This window comes from Massilia sp. Root351 (assembly GCF_001425045.1).
Taxonomy (GTDB): Bacteria; Pseudomonadota; Gammaproteobacteria; order Burkholderiales; family Burkholderiaceae_D; genus Rugamonas.
In genome coordinates this window covers 75,827-95,404 of sequence record NZ_LMDJ01000031.1, presented here as the reverse complement: position 1 = coordinate 95,404, position 19,578 = coordinate 75,827, and the positions used below count along the sequence as shown (strand labels likewise).

General features: G+C 65.5%; 15 protein-coding genes and 4 tRNA genes. 4 read left to right on the top strand and 15 right to left on the bottom strand.

Annotated features, from left to right (window positions below; translation table 11 throughout):
* Positions 1 to 3: 3 nt before the first annotated feature.
* The 7 genes from ASD15_RS20480 to ASD15_RS20450 form a co-directional block, all read right to left on the bottom strand.
* Complete coding sequence (locus tag ASD15_RS20480; RefSeq protein WP_057156885.1) at positions 4 to 3,192, bottom strand: efflux RND transporter permease subunit; 3,189 nt, start codon at positions 3,190 to 3,192, stop codon at positions 4 to 6.
* Positions 3,189 to 4,400 (bottom strand): efflux RND transporter periplasmic adaptor subunit, encoded by a 1,212-nt coding sequence (locus ASD15_RS20475; protein WP_082552002.1) that lies wholly within the window; start codon positions 4,398 to 4,400, stop codon positions 3,189 to 3,191. The genes ASD15_RS20480 and ASD15_RS20475 overlap by 4 nt, the downstream gene beginning before the upstream one ends.
* Positions 4,401 to 4,542: 142 nt before the next feature.
* On the bottom strand, positions 4,543 to 6,036 hold the full coding sequence (locus tag ASD15_RS20470) for an efflux transporter outer membrane subunit (RefSeq protein ID WP_157201052.1): 1,494 nt from the start codon (positions 6,034 to 6,036) through the stop codon (positions 4,543 to 4,545).
* Position 6,037: 1 nt separating this feature from the next.
* Complete coding sequence (locus ASD15_RS20465) at positions 6,038 to 9,223, bottom strand: efflux RND transporter permease subunit (protein WP_057156883.1); 3,186 nt, start codon at positions 9,221 to 9,223, stop codon at positions 6,038 to 6,040.
* Positions 9,224 to 9,251: 28 nt separating this feature from the next.
* Positions 9,252 to 10,496 (bottom strand): efflux RND transporter periplasmic adaptor subunit, encoded by a 1,245-nt coding sequence (locus ASD15_RS20460; protein ID WP_057156882.1) that lies wholly within the window; start codon positions 10,494 to 10,496, stop codon positions 9,252 to 9,254.
* A 180-nt stretch (positions 10,497 to 10,676) separates the two neighbouring features.
* Positions 10,677 to 11,531 (bottom strand): alpha/beta hydrolase, encoded by an 855-nt coding sequence (locus ASD15_RS20455; protein ID WP_373888194.1) that lies wholly within the window; start codon positions 11,529 to 11,531, stop codon positions 10,677 to 10,679.
* Entirely contained in the window at positions 11,528 to 11,737 is a 210-nt protein-coding gene (locus ASD15_RS20450; RefSeq protein WP_057156881.1) for a hypothetical protein, read from the bottom strand. Before ASD15_RS20450 ends, ASD15_RS20455 begins: the two co-directional genes overlap by 4 nt.
* A 123-nt stretch (positions 11,738 to 11,860) precedes the next feature.
* On the opposite strand from ASD15_RS20450, the gene ASD15_RS20445 reads away from it, so the two are divergent.
* Together ASD15_RS20445 and ASD15_RS20440 are read left to right on the top strand one after the other, a co-directional pair.
* A complete protein-coding gene (locus ASD15_RS20445) occupies positions 11,861 to 12,808 on the top strand; it encodes a LysR family transcriptional regulator (RefSeq protein WP_057156880.1) in 948 nt (315 codons plus the stop codon).
* Entirely contained in the window at positions 12,808 to 13,761 is a 954-nt protein-coding gene (locus tag ASD15_RS20440; protein ID WP_057156879.1) for a D-2-hydroxyacid dehydrogenase, read from the top strand. Before ASD15_RS20445 ends, ASD15_RS20440 begins: the two co-directional genes overlap by 1 nt.
* Before the next feature lie 263 nt (positions 13,762 to 14,024).
* Here ASD15_RS20440 and ASD15_RS20435 read toward each other — a convergent pair whose 3' ends face one another.
* Positions 14,025 to 14,468 (bottom strand): YciI family protein, encoded by a 444-nt coding sequence (locus ASD15_RS20435; protein ID WP_082552001.1) that lies wholly within the window; start codon positions 14,466 to 14,468, stop codon positions 14,025 to 14,027.
* A gap of 275 nt (positions 14,469 to 14,743) precedes the next feature.
* On the opposite strand from ASD15_RS20435, the gene ASD15_RS20430 reads away from it, so the two are divergent.
* The gene (locus tag ASD15_RS20430; RefSeq protein ID WP_157201051.1) at positions 14,744 to 15,730 is read left to right on the top strand and encodes a hypothetical protein; all 987 of its coding nucleotides are present in this window, start codon (positions 14,744 to 14,746) and stop codon (positions 15,728 to 15,730) included.
* Here the strand turns inward: ASD15_RS20430 and ASD15_RS20425 are convergent.
* From ASD15_RS20425 to ASD15_RS20395, 7 genes are all read right to left on the bottom strand, one after another.
* Entirely contained in the window at positions 15,727 to 16,230 is a 504-nt protein-coding gene (locus ASD15_RS20425; protein ID WP_200954024.1) for a VOC family protein, read from the bottom strand. The two genes, ASD15_RS20430 and ASD15_RS20425, sit on opposite strands and share 4 nt — an antisense overlap.
* Positions 16,231 to 16,237: 7 nt before the next feature.
* On the bottom strand, positions 16,238 to 16,714 hold the full coding sequence (locus ASD15_RS20420; protein WP_057156876.1) for a cupin domain-containing protein: 477 nt from the start codon (positions 16,712 to 16,714) through the stop codon (positions 16,238 to 16,240).
* 3 nt (positions 16,715 to 16,717) lie between these two features.
* A complete protein-coding gene (locus ASD15_RS20415; RefSeq protein ID WP_057156875.1) occupies positions 16,718 to 17,872 on the bottom strand; it encodes an alpha-hydroxy acid oxidase in 1,155 nt (384 codons plus the stop codon).
* A gap of 102 nt (positions 17,873 to 17,974) precedes the next feature.
* Positions 17,975 to 18,051, bottom strand: a tRNA-Arg gene (locus tag ASD15_RS20410).
* Positions 18,052 to 18,091: 40 nt separating this feature from the next.
* Positions 18,092 to 18,168: transfer RNA gene (locus ASD15_RS20405), tRNA-Arg, on the bottom strand.
* Between the two features lie 35 nt (positions 18,169 to 18,203).
* Positions 18,204 to 18,280 (bottom strand) — tRNA-Arg (locus tag ASD15_RS20400).
* A gap of 56 nt (positions 18,281 to 18,336) precedes the next feature.
* Positions 18,337 to 18,413 (bottom strand) — tRNA-Arg (locus ASD15_RS20395).
* A 322-nt stretch (positions 18,414 to 18,735) separates the two neighbouring features.
* Here ASD15_RS20395 and ASD15_RS20390 point away from each other — a divergent pair.
* Complete coding sequence (locus ASD15_RS20390) at positions 18,736 to 19,578, top strand: response regulator (RefSeq protein ID WP_057156874.1); 843 nt, start codon at positions 18,736 to 18,738, stop codon at positions 19,576 to 19,578.

Sequence of the window (19,578 nt, the reverse complement as noted above, 5' to 3'; positions counted from 1 at the left end):
CGCTCAGTGCCCCTCGCCCCCTGTATGTGGCGCTGCCGGCGCCGGTCCGGCGTGCGGCTTGCGCTCGAATTTGCGCGCGAAGGTGCGCAGGATGACGTAGAACACCGGCGTGAGGAACAGGCCGAAGAAGGTCACGCCCAGCATGCCGGCGAACACGGCCACACCCATCGCGTGCCGCATTTCCGACCCGGCCCCGCTGGAGAACACCAGAGGCAGCACGCCCATGATGAAAGCGATGGACGTCATCAGGATGGGCCGCAGCCGCAGGCGGCAGGCTTCCAGCGCCGCCTGCAGGATGGTGCGGCCGTGGTCCTCCAGCTCGCGCGCGAATTCCACGATCAGGATGGCGTTTTTCGACGCCAATCCCACCAGCACGAACAGCGCAATCTGCGTGAACACGTTGTTGTCGCCGCCGGTGAGCTTCACGCCGGCCAGCGCGCACAGGATGGACATGGGCACGATCAGGATCACCGCCAGCGGCAAGGTCCAGCTCTCGTACTGCGCCGCCAGCACCAGGAACACCAGCAGCACGCACAGCGGGAACACGTAGACCATGGTGTTCCCGGACAGGATGTCCTGGTAGGTCAGCTCGGTCCATTCGTAGCCGATCCCCTTGGGCAGCACTTCGCGCGCCAGCTTCTCCAGCGCTTCCTGCGCCTGCCCGGAAGACACGCCCGGCGCCGGGCCGCCGTTCAGGTCCGCCGCCACGTAAGCGTTGTAGCGCTGCACCATGTCCGGCCCGTAGGTGTCGCTGACCCGCATCAGCGACGACAGCGGTATCATCTCGCCGCGGTCGCTGCGCACCTTGAGCTGGGCAATCTGCTCCACGCGCGAGCGGAACTGCGCATCGGCCTGCACCCGCACCTGGTAGGTGCGGCCGAACTGGTTGAAGTCGTTCACGTAAAGGGAGCCAAGGTTGATCTGCAAGGTCTGGTAGATGGTGGGCAGCGCCACCCCCAATTGCTTGGCGCGGGTGCGGTCGATGTCGGCGAACAGCTGCGGCACATTGATCTGGTAGCTGGAGAACACGCCCGCCAGCTTCGGCTCCTGCCAGGCTTTCATCTGCAGGGCCTGCACCGCCTTGTACAACTCGTCATAGCCCAGGTTGCCCCGGTCTTCTATCATCATCTTGAAGCCGCCGATGGTGCCCAGGCCGTTCACCGGCGGCGGCGGGAACACCATGATGAACGCGTCCTGGATGGCGCCCATGCGCTTGTTTACTTCGGCAGCGATGCCGAGCCCGGATTCGGCGTCGCCGTGCCGTTCATGGAAGGGTTTCAGGCCGATGAAGACGATGCCCGCGTTGGGGGCGTTGGTGAAGCCGTTGATCGACAGGCCGGGAAATGCGATCGAGTCCTGCACGCCGGGCACGCCGGTGGCGACATCGGACATGCGCCGGATCACCGCGTCGGTGCGGTCCAGCGACGCGGCGTCCGGCAGTTGCGCGAAGCCGACCAGGTATTGCTTGTCCTGCCCCGGCACGAAACCTTCCGGCACGGCGCGGAACATCAGGCCGGCCGCCACCACCAGCAGCAGGTAGACGCCGACCGCGCCCGCTTTGCGTTTCAGCACCCCTCCCACGCCGTCCTCGTAGCGCGCCGAGGCGCGCCCGAACACCTTGTTAAACCAGTGGAAGAAGCGGCCGAACAGCTTGTCCATCAGCCGCGTCAGCGGATCTTTCGGCGCGTCGTGCGGCTGCAGCAGCGAGGCGGCCAGCGCCGGCGCCAGCGTGAGCGAACTGAAGGCCGAGATCACGGTCGAGATGGCGATGGTGAGCGCGAACTGGCGGTAGAACTGGCCGGACAGGCCGGACACGAAGGCGATCGGCACGAACACGGCGCACAGCACCAGCGCAATGGCGATGATGGGCCCGCTCACTTCCTTCATGGCCTGGATGGTGGCGTCGTGCGGCGTGAGGCCGTTGGCAATATTGCGCTCCACGTTTTCCACCACCACGATGGCGTCGTCCACCACGATGCCGATCGCCAGCACCAGGCCGAACAGCGACAGCGTGTTGATGGAAAAGCCGAACATCAGCATCACCGCGAAGGTGCCGACAATCGACACCGGCACCGCCAGCAGCGGGATGATGGAGGCGCGCCAGGTTTGCAGGAACACGATCACCACCAGCACCACCAGCGCCACCGCTTCCAGCAGCGTATGGATCACGGCCTTGATCGATTCGCGCACGAACTGGGTCGGGTCGTAGACCACGTCGAAGTCTACGCCCTCCGGGAAGTCCTTCTTCAGTTCCGCCAGCGTCTTGCGCACGTCGGTCGAGAGCTGCAGCGCGTTGGCGCCGGGCGCCTCGAAAATGCCGATGGCGGCGGCCGACTTGTTGTTCAGCAGAGAACGCAGCGAATAGGAGTTGGAGCCCAGCTCCACCCGCGCCACGTCGCGCAGCAGCGTGGTGGCGCCGTCGCCGCTGGTCTTGACCACGATGGCGCCGAAGTCTTCCAGTGTTTTCAGCCGTCCCTGCGTGTTGACCGTGAGCTGGAACTCGGAGCCGCGCGACGGCGCCGCGCCGATCACGCCGGCCGCCACCTGCACGTTCTGCTCGCGGATGGCCTGCACCACGTCGTTGGCGGTGAGGTTGCGCGCGGCCACCTTCTGCGGGTCCAGCCACACGCGCATGGCGTAGTCGCCGGCGCCGAACAGCTGCACCTCGCCCATGCCCTGGATGCGCGCCAGCTGGTCCTTCACGTTCAGCACCGCGTAGTTGCGCAGGTAGACGTCGTCGTAGCGGCCGTTGGGCGAGACCAGGTGCGCCACCATGGTCAGGTTGGGCGAGGACTTCACGGTGGTCACGCCGATCTGCCGCACTTCTTCCGGCAGGCGCGGCAAGGCGCGCTGCACGCGGTTCTGCACCTGGGTCTCGGCCTGCTCCACATTGGTGCCGATCTTGAACGTCACCGTCAGCGCCAGCGAGCCGTCGGAGGTGTTCTTCGAGTCCATGTACAGCATGTTCTCGACGCCGTTGATCTGCTCCTCCAGCGGCGCGGCCACCGTTTCGGCAATGATCTTGGGGTTGGCGCCCGGGTACTGGGCGCGCACCACCACCGAGGGCGGCACCACGTCCGGGTACTCGGAAATGGGCAGTTCGATGATGGCGATCAGCCCCGCCACGAAGATGATGATGGACAGGACGGCGGCGAAGATGGGTTTATCGACGAAGAAGCGGGAGAAGTTCATTTCGTCCCCTCCGCCCTGGCAGCGCCGGCAGCGTCGGCCACCTTGGTTTCCTTGGCCGGCTTGGGCGGCGCCGCCGGGTCGTAATCCATGCCGACGATCTGCGGCGCGAGGGGCGCGCCCGGCCGCACGCGCTGCAGGCCGCCGACCACGATCTTCTCCCCGCGCTGCAGGCCGGAGCGCACCACCCGCAGGCCGTCGACCGTGGGGCCGAGCGATACCGGGCGGTATTCGGCCTTGCTGTCCTTGCCCACCACGAAGACGAACTTGCGGTTCTGGTCCGTGCCCACGGCGCGCTCGTTGATCAGCAGCGCCTGGCTTGCCTTGCCGTCCTTGCCGCCGCTGACCTGCACCCGCGCGAACAGGCCGGGCACCAGCGTGTTGTCCGCATTGACGAAGGTGGCGCGCATGCGCACGCTGCCGGACTGCGGGTCGAGCCGGTTGTCGACGAACTCCAGTTTGCCTTCGTGCGGGAAGCCCTGCTCGTTGGCCAGCCCCACCCGCACCGGTACCGCCGTGCCCTTGTGCGCCAGCGGCGCCACGCGCAGATAGGTTTCCTCGTCGCCGTCGAAGCTGGCGTAGATCTTGTCGACCGAGACCACGGAAGTCAGCACCGCCGTGGTGTCGACCAGGTTGCCGACGGTGATTTCAGCCTTGCTGACACGGCCCGCGATGGGCGACTGCACCCGCGTGTAGCCCATGTTCAGGCGCGCCGTTTCCAATGCCGCCTGGGCGCCGCGCAGGTCCGCGTCCAGCTCTTTCAGCCCGGCGGCGCGCTCGTCCAGCTCGCGCTGGGCGATGGCGCGGTCGGCGTACAGGCGCTCGGCGCGGGTCAGTTCCAGCTTGGCCAGTTCGGCCTTGGCGCGGTTGGATGCCACCGCCGCTTCGGCCCCGCTCAGCGCCGCCTGGTAGGGACGCGTATCGATCACGAACAGCGCGTCGCCCTTGCGCACGATGCTGCCCGGCGTGAAGTTGACGGCGGTGATATAGCCGCCCACGCGCGGCCGCACTTCGACCCGCTCGATGGCCTCCAGCCGGCCCGAAAATTCCTGGGTCTCGGTGATTTCTTTCTCCACCACCAGCGCGGCGGACACCGGCGCCCCGCCCTGCGGCGGCGCCTCCTTCGGCTTCTCGCCGCAAGCGCCTAACAAGGCGAGCGGCAAGGCGAGCGGCAAAACAAACGGCAATACGGCCAGCAATGACTGTTTCATGGCTTTCCTTCGCTGTCGATTCTGCAAAGAGTCTAGCGAGAAAAGCAATGAAACGCGAGTTAAACGATGTTAAAAAAAACGGCGCCATCACTGGCGCCGTCAAGGGCAAAACGAGAACTACCGGTATAGGATTAACTCAAAATTACTTGGATGCAACAGCCAGCGGTGCGCCGGCATCCCAGCCGCCGCCCAGCGAACGGATCAGCGCCACGGTGGTGACCGCGCGGCTGCCGCGCAGCTGTACCGCCGCGCGTTCCACGCTGGCCAGGTTGCGCTGCGCGTCCAGCAGGTCCAGGTAGCTGGAGCGGCCGGCCGTGTACAGCTTTTGCGCCAGGTCCGCCGAGCGGCGCGCCGAGACCAGCGCGTCGTCGATTTCCTGGGTCTGGCCGGACAGGATGCGCAGGCCGGCCAGGTTGTCTTCCACCTCGGCGAACGCGGTGAGCACGCTCTGGCGGTAGCTGGCGACCGATTCTTCCAGCGCCGCTTCGCTGCGCACCACGTTGTTCTTGTTGCGGCCGCCGTCGATCAGCGGCATGGACATCAGCGCGCCCAGTACCCAGGAACGGCTGCTCCACTTGAACACTTCCGAGAACGTGCCGGCTGCGCCGCCGCCGTTGGCGTTGATGTTCAGCGCCGGGAACATGGCCGCGCGGGCCACGCCAATGCGGGCGTTGGACGCCTCCATGGCGCGCTGCGCGGAGGCAATGTCCGGGCGGCGCTCCAGCAGCGCCGACGGCAGGCCGGCCGGGATGGCCGGCAGCAGCGACGAGTCCAGCAGCGGACTCACGCCTGCCGTGAAGTCGGCCGCCGGTTTGCCCAGCAGCACGGCCAGCGCGTGCTCGGTGGTCACCCGGGTGCGCTGCAGGCCGATGGCTTCGGCGCGCGAGGTGGCCAGTTCGGTCTTGGCGCGCGACAGGTCGAATTCGCCGATGTCGCCCAGGTCGAAGCGGCGCTGGTTGACCTTCACGTTTTCTTCGCGCAGGCGCACGGTCTGCTCCAGGGTGGCCAATTCGGCGTCCGTGGCGCGCAGGCGGAAGTAAGTCTGCGCCACGTCGGCCTGCACCGCCAGCAGCACCGAGCGGTAGGTCGCTTCCACGGAAGCGGCGTCGCTGCGGGCCGCGTCCACACCGGAGGAAACGCGGCCGAACAGGTCGACCTCGTAGCTGGCGGTCAGGCTGGCGGTGTAGCTGGTTTGCGGCGCCACCGGCGAGCCGGCCGGCAGGCCGAGCGACTGCGCCGAGTTGCGGGCGCGCTGGGCGCCCACGCCCACGCCCACTTGCGGAATGCGGTCCGCTTCGGCGATGCCGGCGATGGCGCGCGCCTGCTTGACGCGGGCGGCCGCCACGGCCAGGTTGGCGTTGGCCTTGGTGGCTTCGCCGATCAGCTGGTTCAGGGCCGGATCGTTGAAGGCCAGCCACCATTCGCCGCGCGGCTGCTGTTCGGCAGGCTGCGCCTGCTTCCAGCGGCTGCCGTCGGCCGCGGTTTGCACCGCGTTGGCCGAGCTCTGGCCTTCCTTGAACGCCGTCGGCACGGCGATGTCAGGCTGTTTGAACGTTGGCGCCGCGCAGGCGGTCAGCAGCAGCGCTGCGGCCAGTGGGGCGACGCCCTTGCCGATCATATTCGCGATCATATTCATATTAGTGAGTCCCTTCCAGTTTGGCTGGCGCCGCAGCGGCGTCGGCCGGGGATTGCTTCTCCATGCGCTGGGCCAGCGTGCGCAGCAGGACGTAGAACACAGGCGTGAGGAACAGGCCGAAGAAGGTCACGCCCAGCATGCCGGCAAACACCGCCACACCCATCGCGTGGCGCATTTCCGAACCTGCGCCGCTCGAGAACACCAGGGGCACGACGCCCATGATGAAGGCGATCGACGTCATCAGGATCGGACGCAGGCGCAGGCGGCACGCTTCCAGGGCGGCTTGCAGCACGGTGCGGCCATGGTCTTCCAGTTCGCGGGCGAATTCCACAATCAGAATAGCATTCTTCGAGGCCAGCCCCACCAGCACAAACAGCGCAATCTGGGTGAAGATGTTGTTGTCGCCGCCGGTCACCTTCACGCCGATCAGGGCGCACAGGATGGACATCGGCACGATCAGGATCACCGCCAGCGGCAGGGTCCAGCTCTCGTACTGGGCAGCCAGCACCAGGAACACCAGCAGCACGCACAGCGGGAACACGTAGATCATGGTGTTACCAGACAGGATCTCCTGGAAAGTCAAATCAGTCCACTCGTAGGCTATCCCTTTTGGCAGAGTCTCTTTGGCGATCTGCTCGAAGATGGCTTGCGCGGTGCCCGAAGAAACGCCCGGCGCCGGGCCGCCGTTCATGTCGGCCGACACGTAGGCGTTGTAACGCTGCACGCGGTCCGGGCCGTAGCTGTCCTTGACGCGCATCAGCGACGACAGCGGAATCATCTCGCCCTTGTCGTTGCGCACTTTCAGCTGCGAGATCTGCTCGGCCTGCGAACGGAACGGCGCGTCAGCCTGCACGCGCACCTGATAGGTGCGGCCGAACTGGTTGAAGTCGTTCACGTACAGCGAACCCAGGTTGATCTGCAAGGTCTGGTAGATGGTCGCCAGCGGCACGCCCAGCTGCTTGGCCTTGGTGCGGTCCACGTCCGCGAACAGCTGCGGCACGTTGATCTGGAAGCTGGAGAACACGCCTTGCAGCTGCGGATTGCCCCACGCCTTCATCTGCATCGCCTGGCTGGCCTTATACAGTTCGTCGTAGCCGACGTTGCCGCGGTCTTCCAGCATCATCTTGAAGCCGCCGATGGTGCCCAGGCCGTTGACCGGCGGCGGCGGGAACACCATCACGAACGCGTCCTGCACGGCGCCCATGCGCTTGTTGATCTCGGCGGCGATGGCTTCGGCCGACTGGCTCTTGTCCTTGCGCTCGTGGAACGGTTTCAGCGTGGTGAACACGATGCCCGAGTTAGGCGCATTGGTGAAGCCGTTGATCGACAGGCCGGGGAACGCCACGCTGGCTTCCACGCCAGGGATTTCCTGGGCGATGGCCGACATTTTCTTGATCACGGCGTCGGTGCGGTCCAGCGAAGCGGCATCCGGCAGCTGGGCAAAGCCCACCAGGTACTGCTTGTCCTGGCCCGGCACGAAGCCCGACGGCACGGCCTTGAACATGAACACGGCGGCAATGGCCAGCAGCAGGTACACGCCCACTGCCGCCGATTTGCGGCGCAGCACGCCCTTCACGCCCACTTCATACTTGTCCGACGCGCGGCCGAAGAAGCGGTTGAACCAGGCGAAGAAGCGGCCGAAGATCTTGTCCATGCCGCGCGTCAGCGCGTCTTTCGGCGCGTCATGCGGTTTCAGCAGGGCTGCCGACAGGGCCGGGGCCAGCGTCAGCGAGCTGAATGCCGAGATCACGGTCGAGATGGCGATGGTCAGCGCGAACTGGCGGTAGAACTGGCCGGTCAGGCCGGACACGAAAGCGATCGGTACGAACACGGCGCACAGCACCAGCGCGATGGCGATAATCGGGCCGCTCACCTCTTTCATGGCCTGGATGGTCGCGTCGCGCGGGGTCAGGCCGTTGGCGATGTTGCGCTCAACGTTCTCCACCACCACGATGGCGTCATCGACCACGATACCGATGGCCAGCACCAGGCCAAACAGCGACAGCGTGTTGATCGAGAAGCCGAACGCGATCATCACCGCGAAGGTGCCCACCACCGACACCGGCACCGCCAGCAGCGGGATGACGGAGGCGCGCCAGGTTTGCAGGAAGATGATCACCACCAGCGCCACCAGCACGATCGCTTCGATCAGCGTGTGGATTACGGAGTCGATCGACTCGCGCACGAATTGGGTTGGGTCGTACACAATGCTGTATTCGACGCCTTCCGGAAAATCTTTCGACAGCTCGGCCATCTTGGCGCGCACGTCCGAGGACAGCTGCAGCGCGTTGGCGTTGGGCGCTTCGAAAATTGGGATCGCCACGGCGGACTTGTTGTTCAGCAGCGAGCGCAGGGCGTAGGAGTTCGAGCCCATTTCCAGGCGCGCCACATCCTTGAGCAAGGTGACAGCGCCGTCGGCGTTGGTCTTGACGATGATGTTGCCGAATTCCTCGACGCTTTGCAGGCGGCCCTGGGTGTTGACCGTCAGCTGGAAGTCGGCGTCCTTGGCCGGACCCTGGCCGATCACGCCGGCGGCGACCTGCACGTTCTGCTCGCGGATCGAAGCCACCACGTCGCCGGCGGTCAGGTTGCGCGCCGCCACCTTCTGCGGGTCGAGCCAGACGCGCATGGCGTAGTCGCCGGAACCGAACAGCTGGACTTCGCCCATGCCGTTGATGCGGGCCAGCTGGTCCTTCACGTTCAGCACCGCGTAGTTGCGCAGGTACAGGTCGTCATAACGGCCGTCCGGCGACTGCAGGTGGACCACCATGGTCAGGTTGGGCGATGACTTGACGGTCGTCACGCCGATCTGGCGCACCTCTTCCGGCAGGCGCGGCAGCGCGCGCTGGACGCGGTTCTGCACCTGGGTTTCGGCCTGCTCGACGTTGGTGCCGATCTTGAACGTCACGGTCAGCGCCAGCGCGCCGTCCGAGGTGTTCTGCGACGACATGTAGAGCATGTTCTCGACGCCGTTGATCTGCTCTTCCAGCGGCGCGGCCACGGTTTCGGCAATGATCTTCGGATTGGCGCCCGGATACTGCGCGCGCACCACCACGGAGGGCGGCACCACGTCCGGATACTCGGAGATGGGCAGCTTGAAGATGGAGATCAATCCACCGACGAAAATGATGATCGATAAAACCGCCGCGAAGATCGGTTTATCGACAAAGAAGCGTGAAAAGTTCATGGGTTATTCCTTCGTTATAGCTTCGAAGTTACTGCTTCGAAGTGCTGCCTGCCTTGGCGGCTGCGGCGGCGACTTTCTCTTCTTTTTTAGCTTCAGGCTTGGCGGGGGCCGGGGCCAGTGGATCGAAATCCATCTTCACGATTTCCGCCGTCACCGGGGCGCCTGGACGCACGCGCTGCAGGCCGTTGACCACGATCTTCTCGCCCGGCTTCAGGCCGTCGCGCACCACGCGCAGGCCGTCGATTTGCGGGCCCAGCGTGACCGGACGGTATTCGGCCTTGCTGTCGGCGCCGACCACGAACACGAACTTGCGGTTCTGGTCCGTGCCCACGGCGCGGTCGTTGATCAGCAGCGCTGGCTTGCCGGCGCCGGCGCCTTCCAGCTGCACGCGGGCGAACAGGCCGGGCACCAGCGCGTTGTCGGCGTTGGCGAAGGTGGCGCGCATGCGCACCGAGCCGCTGCGCGGGTCGAGCTGGTTGTCCACGAATTCCAGCTTGCCTTCGTGCGGGAAGCCGGTTTCATTGGCCAGGCCCACTTTCACGGTGACCGGCTGGCCCTTGTTGGCGGCGGTGCCCACGCGCAGGAAGGTGTCTTCATCGCCGTCGAAGCTGGCGTAGATTTTCTCCAGCGAGACCACGGAGGTCAGCACGGCCGACGCATCGACCAGGTTGCCCAGCGTGATTTCCGCTTTCGACACGCGGCCGTTGATCGGCGAGGTCACCTGCGTGTAGGCCACGTTCAGGCGCGCCGCTTCGGCTTGCGCCGTGGCGGCGCGCGCATTGGCGTCCAGCTCTTTCAGGCTGGAGGATTTCTCGTCGTACTCGCGCTGGGCGATGGCCTTGTCGGCCAGCAGCTTCTCGGCGCGGGCCAGTTCCAGCTTGGCCAGGTCGGCCTTGGCGCGCGCCGAATTGGCGGCTGCCTCGGCACGGCTCAGTTCAGCCTGGTAAGGACGGGCGTCGATCTGGAACAGCACGTCGCCCTTCTTGACTTCGCTGCCCGGCTTGAAGTTGACGGCAGTGATGAAGCCGCTCACGCGGGAACGGATCTCGACGCGCTCGATCGCTTCCAGGCGGCCGGAAAACTCCTGGGTCTCGGTAATGTTCTTCTCCACCACGGCGGCGGCGGAGATCGGCGGGCCGCCGGCGGCCGGCGCTTCGGCGGTCTTGCCATTGGCGGTATCGCATCCTGCAAGGCTGACCGCTGCCAGCCCTGCTACAACCATTGCGGCGGCCAACGGGCGCAGCAAGGCGGTGAATGATTTTTCGTTTTTCATATTAATCCCTTTTTGTATGAAAATTTTTAATAGATGCGGCGATACCGCCCGGCACTGCAAATCGTAGGGACAAGACAGCCCCACCGCGCACACGGCGCGGAAAATTGTTACTGCATGGAAATCGGACGTTTACCAATATACCGGCAGGCCGGCAATAAGTAAACTTAAATGTTTATTTACTCATGACGGCGGCAGCTCCGTCCCATCCAGGGCGGCAATGAAGCCGGCAATTTCGCTCAGTGCGAACACCTTGCACGCACATTCGTTGCGTGCCTCGACGTCGGACACGGGCGCCGAGGGCAGGCGCCGCACGGTGGTCTTGATGCCGCAGGAGATCAGCTTGGTGCCGTATTGTTCAGCTTCATCGCGTAAGGGGTCGTCCTCGCCGGACAGGATCAGCGCCGGCGGCAGGTTCTTCAGCCGGCTCGACTGCAGCGGCGAAGCATAAGGATGCGTACGGTCGGCCGCATTGGGCAGATAACCGCGATAGCCGGCGGCGCAGACATCGGCCGCCTTGGCCTTGTCGGTGCATGTCGGCAGCTCCCGCATGGAGCTGCTCGACAGGCCCGGGTCCAGCATGGGCATGATGAGGATCTGGCCCGACAGCGCCGGGCCGCCGCGGTCGCGCGACATCAGCGAACTGACGGCGGCCAGGTTGGCGCCGGCTTCGATGCCGGCCACCACCAGGCGCTTGCCATTCCAGCCCAGCTTGGTTTTGTTCTTCTTGGCCCACAGCAGTACCGCGTGGGCATCTTCCACCGCCGCCGGGAAGGGGCTGGTGGTGGCAAGGGTGTAATTGCTGGCCAGTACCAGGTAGCCGGAGTTGCAGCTGACCAGGCCGCGCAGGAACTCGTCCGCCTCGTCCAGGTCGCCGCTGACAAAACCGCCGCCGGGGAAAAAGACGATCAGCGTATCGCGCTTGCCGGTCGGCGCACCCGAAAATGCGCCGCTGTACAGGCGGGCGGCCAACGGGCCATGGGCCCCGGCCACTTCGATATCACGCATCTTCAGCTGCGCCGGCACCGGATCCATCATTGCTGCACCGCCGCAGAATTGCTCTTGGCCAGGCTGTCCGCATTGGCCACCATGCCACCGCCGATGACCTCGTGGGTCAGCGCGTTGACGCCACGAACTTCCGTACCGGCAGCGGCCGAGTACAAGTCGGTGTACATCATTCCGGCCAAGGCGAACGAGCTCAGCGCTAACGCGATCGTTGCAAAGATTCCATCCCGATGTTTCATGGTAAAACTCCTAGTGGCACTGCGTTACATTTCTGCATGCATGAACTATAGTCTTGATCTACAATCCGATAAATAGCTCGAAGTCGAATTGATTGTTCAGAATCCCGAACAATAAGGAAATAGATGAACAAACTGCTAGCAATGGAAGTGTTCGTGCAGGTGGTCGACGCGGGCGGCTTCACGCGTGCCGCCGAAAACATGCAACTGCCCAAGGCCACCGTGTCGACCCTGGTGCAAGGACTGGAAACCGTCCTCGCGGTCAAGCTGCTGCACCGCACCACGCGCCAGATCAGCGTCACCGCCGACGGCGCCGCCTATTACGAACGCTGCCTGCGCATCCTGTCCGACGTGCGCGAGGCCGAGGAATCGCTGTCGCGCACCAAGCTCAGCCCCAGCGGACGGCTGCGGGTGGACGCGCCCACCGGCCTGGCCAGTGAAGTGCTGGTGCCTGCCCTGCCCGACTTCTTCGAGCGCTACCCGGACATCACGCTGGAACTGGGCTGCAGCGACCGCCCGGTGGACCTGATCGAGGAAGGCGTCGATTGCGCGGTGCGCGGCGGCGTCCTGGGCGATTCGGCGCTGATCGCGCGCCGCATTGGTGTGCTCAGCTTCGTCACCTGCGCCGCCCCCTCTTATCTGCAGCGCTACGGCGTGCCGCAGCACCCGCGCGACCTCGAGCGCCACCGCTGCGTCAATTACTTCTCGGCCAAGACCGGCAAAATCTACGACTGGGACTTTACGCTGAACGGCGAACGCATCCAGACGCCGCTGCCGGGCGTCATCGCGCTCAACGACAGCAACGCCTACGTGGCGGCCGGGCTGGCCGGGCTGGGCATCGTGCAGATGACCGACTTTGCGCTGGAAGAATACCTGCGCGACGGCCGCCTGGTGCAGGTGCTGGCCGACTGGATTACCGACCCGATCCCGATTCATGTAGTCTATCCGCAGAACCGCCACCTGTCGGCCAAGGTCCGCGTGTTCGTGGAATGGGTGGCCGAGCATTTTGCCGCCCATCCCGGCATGCGCATCCGGACCACGCCCAACTTCCTTCCCACACAGCAGGCAGCCTGATGAACGATCACAATATAGTCTTCCTCGACCGCGAAAGCCTGATCGCCAACGTGCGCCGCCCCGGCTTCAGCCATAGCTGGACCGAGTTCGCGGCCACCGCGGCCGGCGACGCCGCCAGCCGCCTGGCCGGCGCCAGCATCGCCATCACCAACAAGGTGCCGCTGCGCGCGGACACGCTGGCGCGGCTGCCGGACCTGAAGATGATCGCCGTGGCCGCCACCGGCACCGACATCATCGACCTGGCCGCCTGCCGGGAGCGCGGCATCGTGGTGTCCAACATCCGCAACTACGCCTACGCCACCTTGCCGGAACACGTGTTCGCCATGATCCTGGCGCTGCGCCGCAATCTGCTGGCCTACCGGGCCGACGTGCAGGCCGGCAAGTGGCAGAAGTCCGACAAGTTCTGCCTGTTCGACCACCCCATCGCCGACCTGGCCGGCAGCAAACTGGGCCTGCTGGGCTATGGCGCACTGGGGCAGGCGGTGGCCCGGCTGGGGCGCGCCTTCGGCATGGACATCCTGGTGCACAAGCGCACCCCGGTGGAAGAAGACGGCGTCAGGAACGTGTCGTGGGACGAGCTGCTGGAAAGCTCTGACGTGCTCAGCCTGCATGCCCCGCTGAACGACCAGACCCGCAACTGCATCGCTGCGCCCGAGCTGAAACGGATGAAGCGCTCCGCCCTGCTGATCAACACCGCGCGCGGCGGCCTGGTGGACGAGGCCGCGCTGGCTAGGGCGCTGACCACCGGCGTGATCGCCGGCGCGGGCTTCGACGTGCTGGTCAAGGAGCCGCCGCCGGAGGACAACGTGCTGCTCAACCTGCACCTGCCCAACTTCATCCTGACCCCGCACATCGCCTGGGCCAGCACGCAAGCGATGCAGATCCTGGCCGACCAGCTGATCGACAACATCGAGGCTTTCGTGGCCGGCAAACCGGCCAATGTCGTGGCATAGGGGCCGGCCAAAGACTGTTGCAACAGGAAAAACAGCGTGATGCTCATGCCGGCCTGTGAAAAGGACAGGCCGATCGCCACGCCGCTCATCCAGGTCCGCAGCTTGTCGATTTCCTATTTCAGGTCGCCCTGTCAAGCCAGCTCCAGCCACTGTGCGCCGGCATGCTGCAGACATGCCTGAGCAGCATCAAGCTGTAGCTCAGCCGCAGGCTTGCCGGCGCGGCGCGTGCCTCATGCAAGCGGCCAACAGCCTGGCCGCCGGCTTCATTTCTTCGATATTTTCTTGTGAATCTCGCCGACCGCCATCAAGCCGGCGGACGAGTAAAAGGCATGGTATTCGGCGACCATTTCACCGTTGACGATGACGGGATCGGTGGCCACCAGCTGTTTCGCTTCTGCGATATCCGCAGTCGCCATCACGAACAGGCCGCGCCAGCCGTCGACGCCGTCCAGCGGACCGGCCAGCGCCAGCTTTTTCTCGTCTGACAAGCGCTGCATATTGGCGAAGTGGCCCTTGAACATCTCGGTGCGCTCGGCGCCGGCGGGCATCTTCTTCGGTCCGGACCTGAGAATGACCAGCACGTACTTCTTCATGCCCATTTCATCGCCGCCCAGCGACTTGGCCAGTTCCGGGTCGCTTTGCGCTGCGGCCGGCAGTGACGACAGGGCCAGCAGGCCGCACAGGATGGCCAAGGATTGTTTCCACATGGTTTTGCTCCCTTCTTATAAGAATATTTCAGCACACTAACACAGCGTCCGCCGGCGCCATGGCGTGCAAGCGCGCACCGCTGCCGGTGCAGATCCGCTAGTATCTTTGATCGATACAAGATTGTCAGGTTTAATGAATGAAAGCTCAGCTGCTGGAAGATATAGGCGATAGCCACCCGCCGCCACCGCTGCCCCCATTACCGTCCAGGCAGCAGCAAGCGGCGCGTACGCCGCCCTCGCCTCCATCACTGCCTTGGCCTCCGCCCCCGCCAGCAATGCCGCCAGTGGCCCCGCGCGCGGCCGGCGCGCCGCAAGGCACAGCGCAACCTGCGCGCGAGGGCGTCTGGAGACGCGCGCAGGAGGCTGCACCACAAGCCGCGCCCCCGGCTGCGCAGGATGCCGCGACGGCGGCTGCACCAGAGGCAGCCCAGGATGGCGCGCCGGCGGCGCCGGCAGCTCCCGCATCGCCGCCGCCATGGTCCGACAATCCGTGGGTGTCCGAGCCGCCGCCCGTCTGGCACGTCCCGAGCGGCCCCGCCTACTCGCCCGCGCCCGATGAGCCGCACTGGTTCGACCGCTGGGGCCGCCGTGCCGCGACGGCAACCGCAGTAGTGCTGGCCACGCTCTCCATTGGCGGCGCCGGCCTATGGCTGTACAACGAGACCAAGATGGACAAATCGCTTTCCGTGCTGGCCAAGGCGCCCATCCCCGCGCGGCAGCTCAGGCCTGCGCCCAGCATCCCGCCGCAGCCAGGCGCCACGCAGGCAGCCCTCGCGGCGCCAGCCGGCACGCCGGCGGCGACGCCGTTAGCCGCCGCGCCGCCGGAGCTGGCGAACTCGGCAATTCCGGCCAGTCCAGCCACGCTGGCCGAACCAGCCGCCACCGCCGCCGCGCCGCCAGCCGATCCCGCGCCGCGCCTTGCCGGCAGCGCGCCGGAAAAGGACGCCGGCCAGGAGACAAACGAGGCCGGTGCCGCGCCCGAGCTGGAACGGCCCCGCAAGCGCGCCGCCGCGAAATCGAAGGCGGCGCCCGCCGCGCCGCCGCAAGCCAGGTATGCCAGTGAGAACACCAGGCGCCAGGACAAGTCGGCGCGCGCCGGCAGGCCGGAACGCGACAGCGGAATGGCATCGGGCGACCCGCTGAAGGAAACGCTCAGGCAATGCCGCGCCGCAGGCTACCACGCGGCGCGGTGCGTCCAGCTCGGCTGCAATGCCACCAAATACGGACTCGTATGCAAGGGCGGGACTGCCGCGCGGCGCTAGACCGGGCCGGCCGGGTTCACCTCGTCGACCACCAGGCGGTGCGCGTCGTCGAACACCCACACCGTTTCATAGTCCACTTCGAACAGATGCCCGTCCGGGTCCTTGAAATAGCCCGCTACGCCCCAGTGCGTGCGGGTAGCCGGCTTGACGATGCTGCCGCCGGCCGCCGCCGCCCTGGCCAGGATGCGCGGCACGTCTTCCGCGCTTGGCGCCAGGTGGATCAGGGCGATGCCGGAAAAGCCGATCTTGTGCGGCGCCGGCTCCAGCGCATCGCTGGCAAGGTCGGCCCTGTTGATCAGGCACAGCGCGTAGCCGCCCATATCGAATTTGACGAATCCATCATTTCCGGTCGGCGACTTCGTCCAGCCCAGCGCCTCATAAAAGTGCGCCGCTTTCGGCACGCTTTCAACACCCAGCAGTATCAGGTGCATGCGCTGGCTGGGCGCCAGGGTGGCGCTTGCGCTGGAAGGGAATACATGGCCGGGTGGTTGGTCTAGCATGGGTTCCTCAGTTAGGGGGAATGGACAGGATATCGGCAAAATCAACCACCGCTTCGTCGCTGCCGTTCATATACAGGCGCTTCTGCCGGCGCGGATAGTCGCAGATATCCTGTTCCAGGTTGGTGCGCGCGGACAGCATCACCAGCGGCGCGCTGCCGGTGTTGTGGATGGTGTGCGCGGCGCCGTTCTTCGGAAAGCCGAGGAAGTCGCCGGCGCCGATGGCGTGGCGCTGCTCGTCAATCACCGCCTCGCCGCAGCCGGACAGGATGTAGAAGCATTGCTCTTCATACAGGTGGCGGTGGTATTCGGCATACTCGCGGCCGGGCGGCACCGTCATCAGGTGAAAGCCCAGCCCGCTCAAACCCGTGGCCGCGCCCAGCGACCTGGATGTGCGCACCGCGTCCGGATTCAGCAGGTGGGTCTTGGTCTTGCCCGGCATGGCCGCGATGGCGGCGGCCGTCAGCAGTTCAGTTGGCGTCGCCATGGTTCACCTCGCGGGGTAGCTGCCCGGCAGCAGGATGTTCTGGTCCACCAGCGCCACGTCGCGCAGGCCGCAGAAGGCCATCGTCAGGTCCAGCTCGTTGCGGATGATCTCCAGGCAGCGCGTCACGCCCTGCTCGCCCATCGCCCCCAGCCCGTACAGGAACGGCCGCCCGATGTAGACGCCCTTGGCGCCCAGCGCCAGCGCCTTGATCACGTCCTGCCCGGAACGGATGCCGCCGTCCATGTGCACTTCGATCTGCTTGCCGACCGCCTCGGCAATGGCGGGCAAGGCGCCGATCGACGACTGCGCCCCGTCCAGCTGGCGGCCGCCGTGGTTGGACACGATGAGCGCATCCGCGCCGGCCTCCACGCAATGGCGCGCGTCTTCCGCGTCCATGATGCCTTTGATGATGAGCTTGCCGCCCCAGCGCTGCTTGATCCATTCCACGTCCTTCCACGACAGGCTCAGGTCGAACTGCTGGCTGGTCCACGACGACAGCGAGGACATGTCCGACACCGACGTGGCGTGGCCGACGATATTGCCGAAGCTGCGCCGCCGCGTGCCCAGCATGCCCAGGCACCAGCGCGGCTTGGTGGCCAGGTTGAGCAGGTTGGCCAGCGTCAGCTTGGGCGGCGCCGACAGGCCGTTGCGGATGTCCTTGTGGCGCTGGCCCAGCACCTGCAGGTCCAGCGTCAGCACCAACGCCGAGCAGCGCGCGGCCTTGGCGCGGTCGATCAGGCGGTTGATGAAGTCGCGGTCCTTCATCACGTACAGCTGGAACCAGAACGGTTTGCTGGTGTGCGCGGCCACGTCCTCGATCGAGCAGATGCTCATGGTCGACAGCGTGAACGGCACGCCGAACGCCTCGGCGGCGCGGGCGGCCAGGATTTCACCGTCGGCGTGCTGCATGCCGGTCAGCCCGGTCGGCGCCAGCGCCACCGGCATCGACACGGCCTGGCCCGCCATGCTGCCGGCCAGGCTGCGGTTTTCCAGGTTGACCGCCACCCGCTGGCGGAATTTGATGGCTTCGAAGTCGCTGCAGTTGGCGCGGTAGGTGGACTCGGTCCACGAACCGGCGTCGGCGTAGTCGTAGAACATGCGCGGCACGCGCTTTCGCGCCAGCACGCGCAAGTCTTCGACGCAGGTGATGATGGTCATGCAGTCTCCCCCGAATTGCTATTTCAGCAAATGATAACAGGAAGCGCAGAAAGGCAAGGACAAACGAAAAGGGCCAGATCTTCCGATCTGGCCCTCGTATTCTGGTGCGGCTGGCAGGAATCGAACCCACGACCCCTTGGTTCGTAGCCAAGTACTCTATCCAGCTGAGCTACAGCCGCTATTTACTACTGGTGCATCTACAACGAAACTACGGAAAACTGGTGCGGCTGGCAGGAATCGAACCCACGACCCCTTGGTTCGTAGCCAAGTACTCTATCCAGCTGAGCTACAGCCGCAAAAAACGCTACACATCGATACAACACAGCAAGACTGGTGCGGCTGGCAGGAATCGAACCCACGACCCCTTGGTTCGTAGCCAAGTACTCTATCCAGCTGAGCTACAGCCGCCTGTCATTACTGTTACTGCATGCGCTGTACGATCAGCGCATTTTACTACAACAAACTGGTGCGGCTGGCAGGAATCGAACCCACGACCCCTTGGTTCGTAGCCAAGTACTCTATCCAGCTGAGCTACAGCCGCGTCGCAAACCGCTGATAACTTGCAGTTTTCGCTTTCTTTCTCTGGTTCCCCGTCGAAAGAAGCAAGATTATAGGCATATCCATCCTGCTTGTCCAGAGGGAAATCACTTCCGCGCAGCATATCCGCCTCATTCACCAAACGGATACTGTTCATCACGAACGGCAATTGGATTTTCCATGGGGCATCCCGCATAGTTGCACCTGTCTCCTCTATTCTCCTAACGGGAAATAGATTCAGCCCGCTCCCGCAGCGGGCTTTTTTTTCGCCCGTCGCTGGTGTAGCATCAGCCAAATAGTCAATTTCGCAACGACGGGCGCCCCGGATGACACAACAAGACAGCATCAGCCTGCATACCCTGCCGCCCCTGGACTGGTCCCGCACCGCGCTGGGGCCGCCTTCCTGCTGGCCGCCCTGCCTGCGGCTGCCGGTCGATATCCTGCTCAACTGCCCGCTGGCGATGGCCATTGCCTGGGGGCCGGAGAAAATCCTGCTGTATAACAGGGCCTATGCCTCGCTGATGGGCATGCGCCTCGAGTCGGTGCCCGGCGGCACCGTGCCCATCATGCAGCCGCCGGTGTTCGGCTGGAACGGCGCCGCCCTTGAAGCGGTCTGGGGCGGCGCGGCGCTGGCCTATGCCGGCCAGGCCATGCCCTTGTGGCGCGACGGCGCGCCCAGCGAACTGTTGCTGGACCTGCACTACACGCCGCTGCGCGACGAAGGCGGCGCGGTGCGCGGCGTGCTGTGCGCCATGCAACTGGCGGGCGCGCCCGCGCCGGCCGCGCAGGAGCCGCCGTCGCACGCCCGCATCCTGGTGGTGGAGGACAATCCGGACGCGCGCTACCTGGTGTGCGAGATGCTGCGCGCGCTGGGCTACGAGGTCGAGTCCGCCGGCGACGGCGAGCAGGCCCTGGCCATGCTGCGCGACAGCCGCTACGGCATCCTGTTCAGCGACGTCAGCCTGCCGGGCATGTCCGGCGTGGAGCTGGCGCGCACCGCGCTGCGCAGCCAGCCGCAGCTGCAGGTGGTGTTCGCCTCCGGCTACGGCGGCGGCTTCACCAGCCAGCTCGACTTCGCAGCCGTTTCCATGCAGAAGCCGTATGAAATCGACCAGTTGCGGCAAGTGCTGGCCAGCGCCGCCGCGCGCGTACCAACGGTGCGGTTGTAA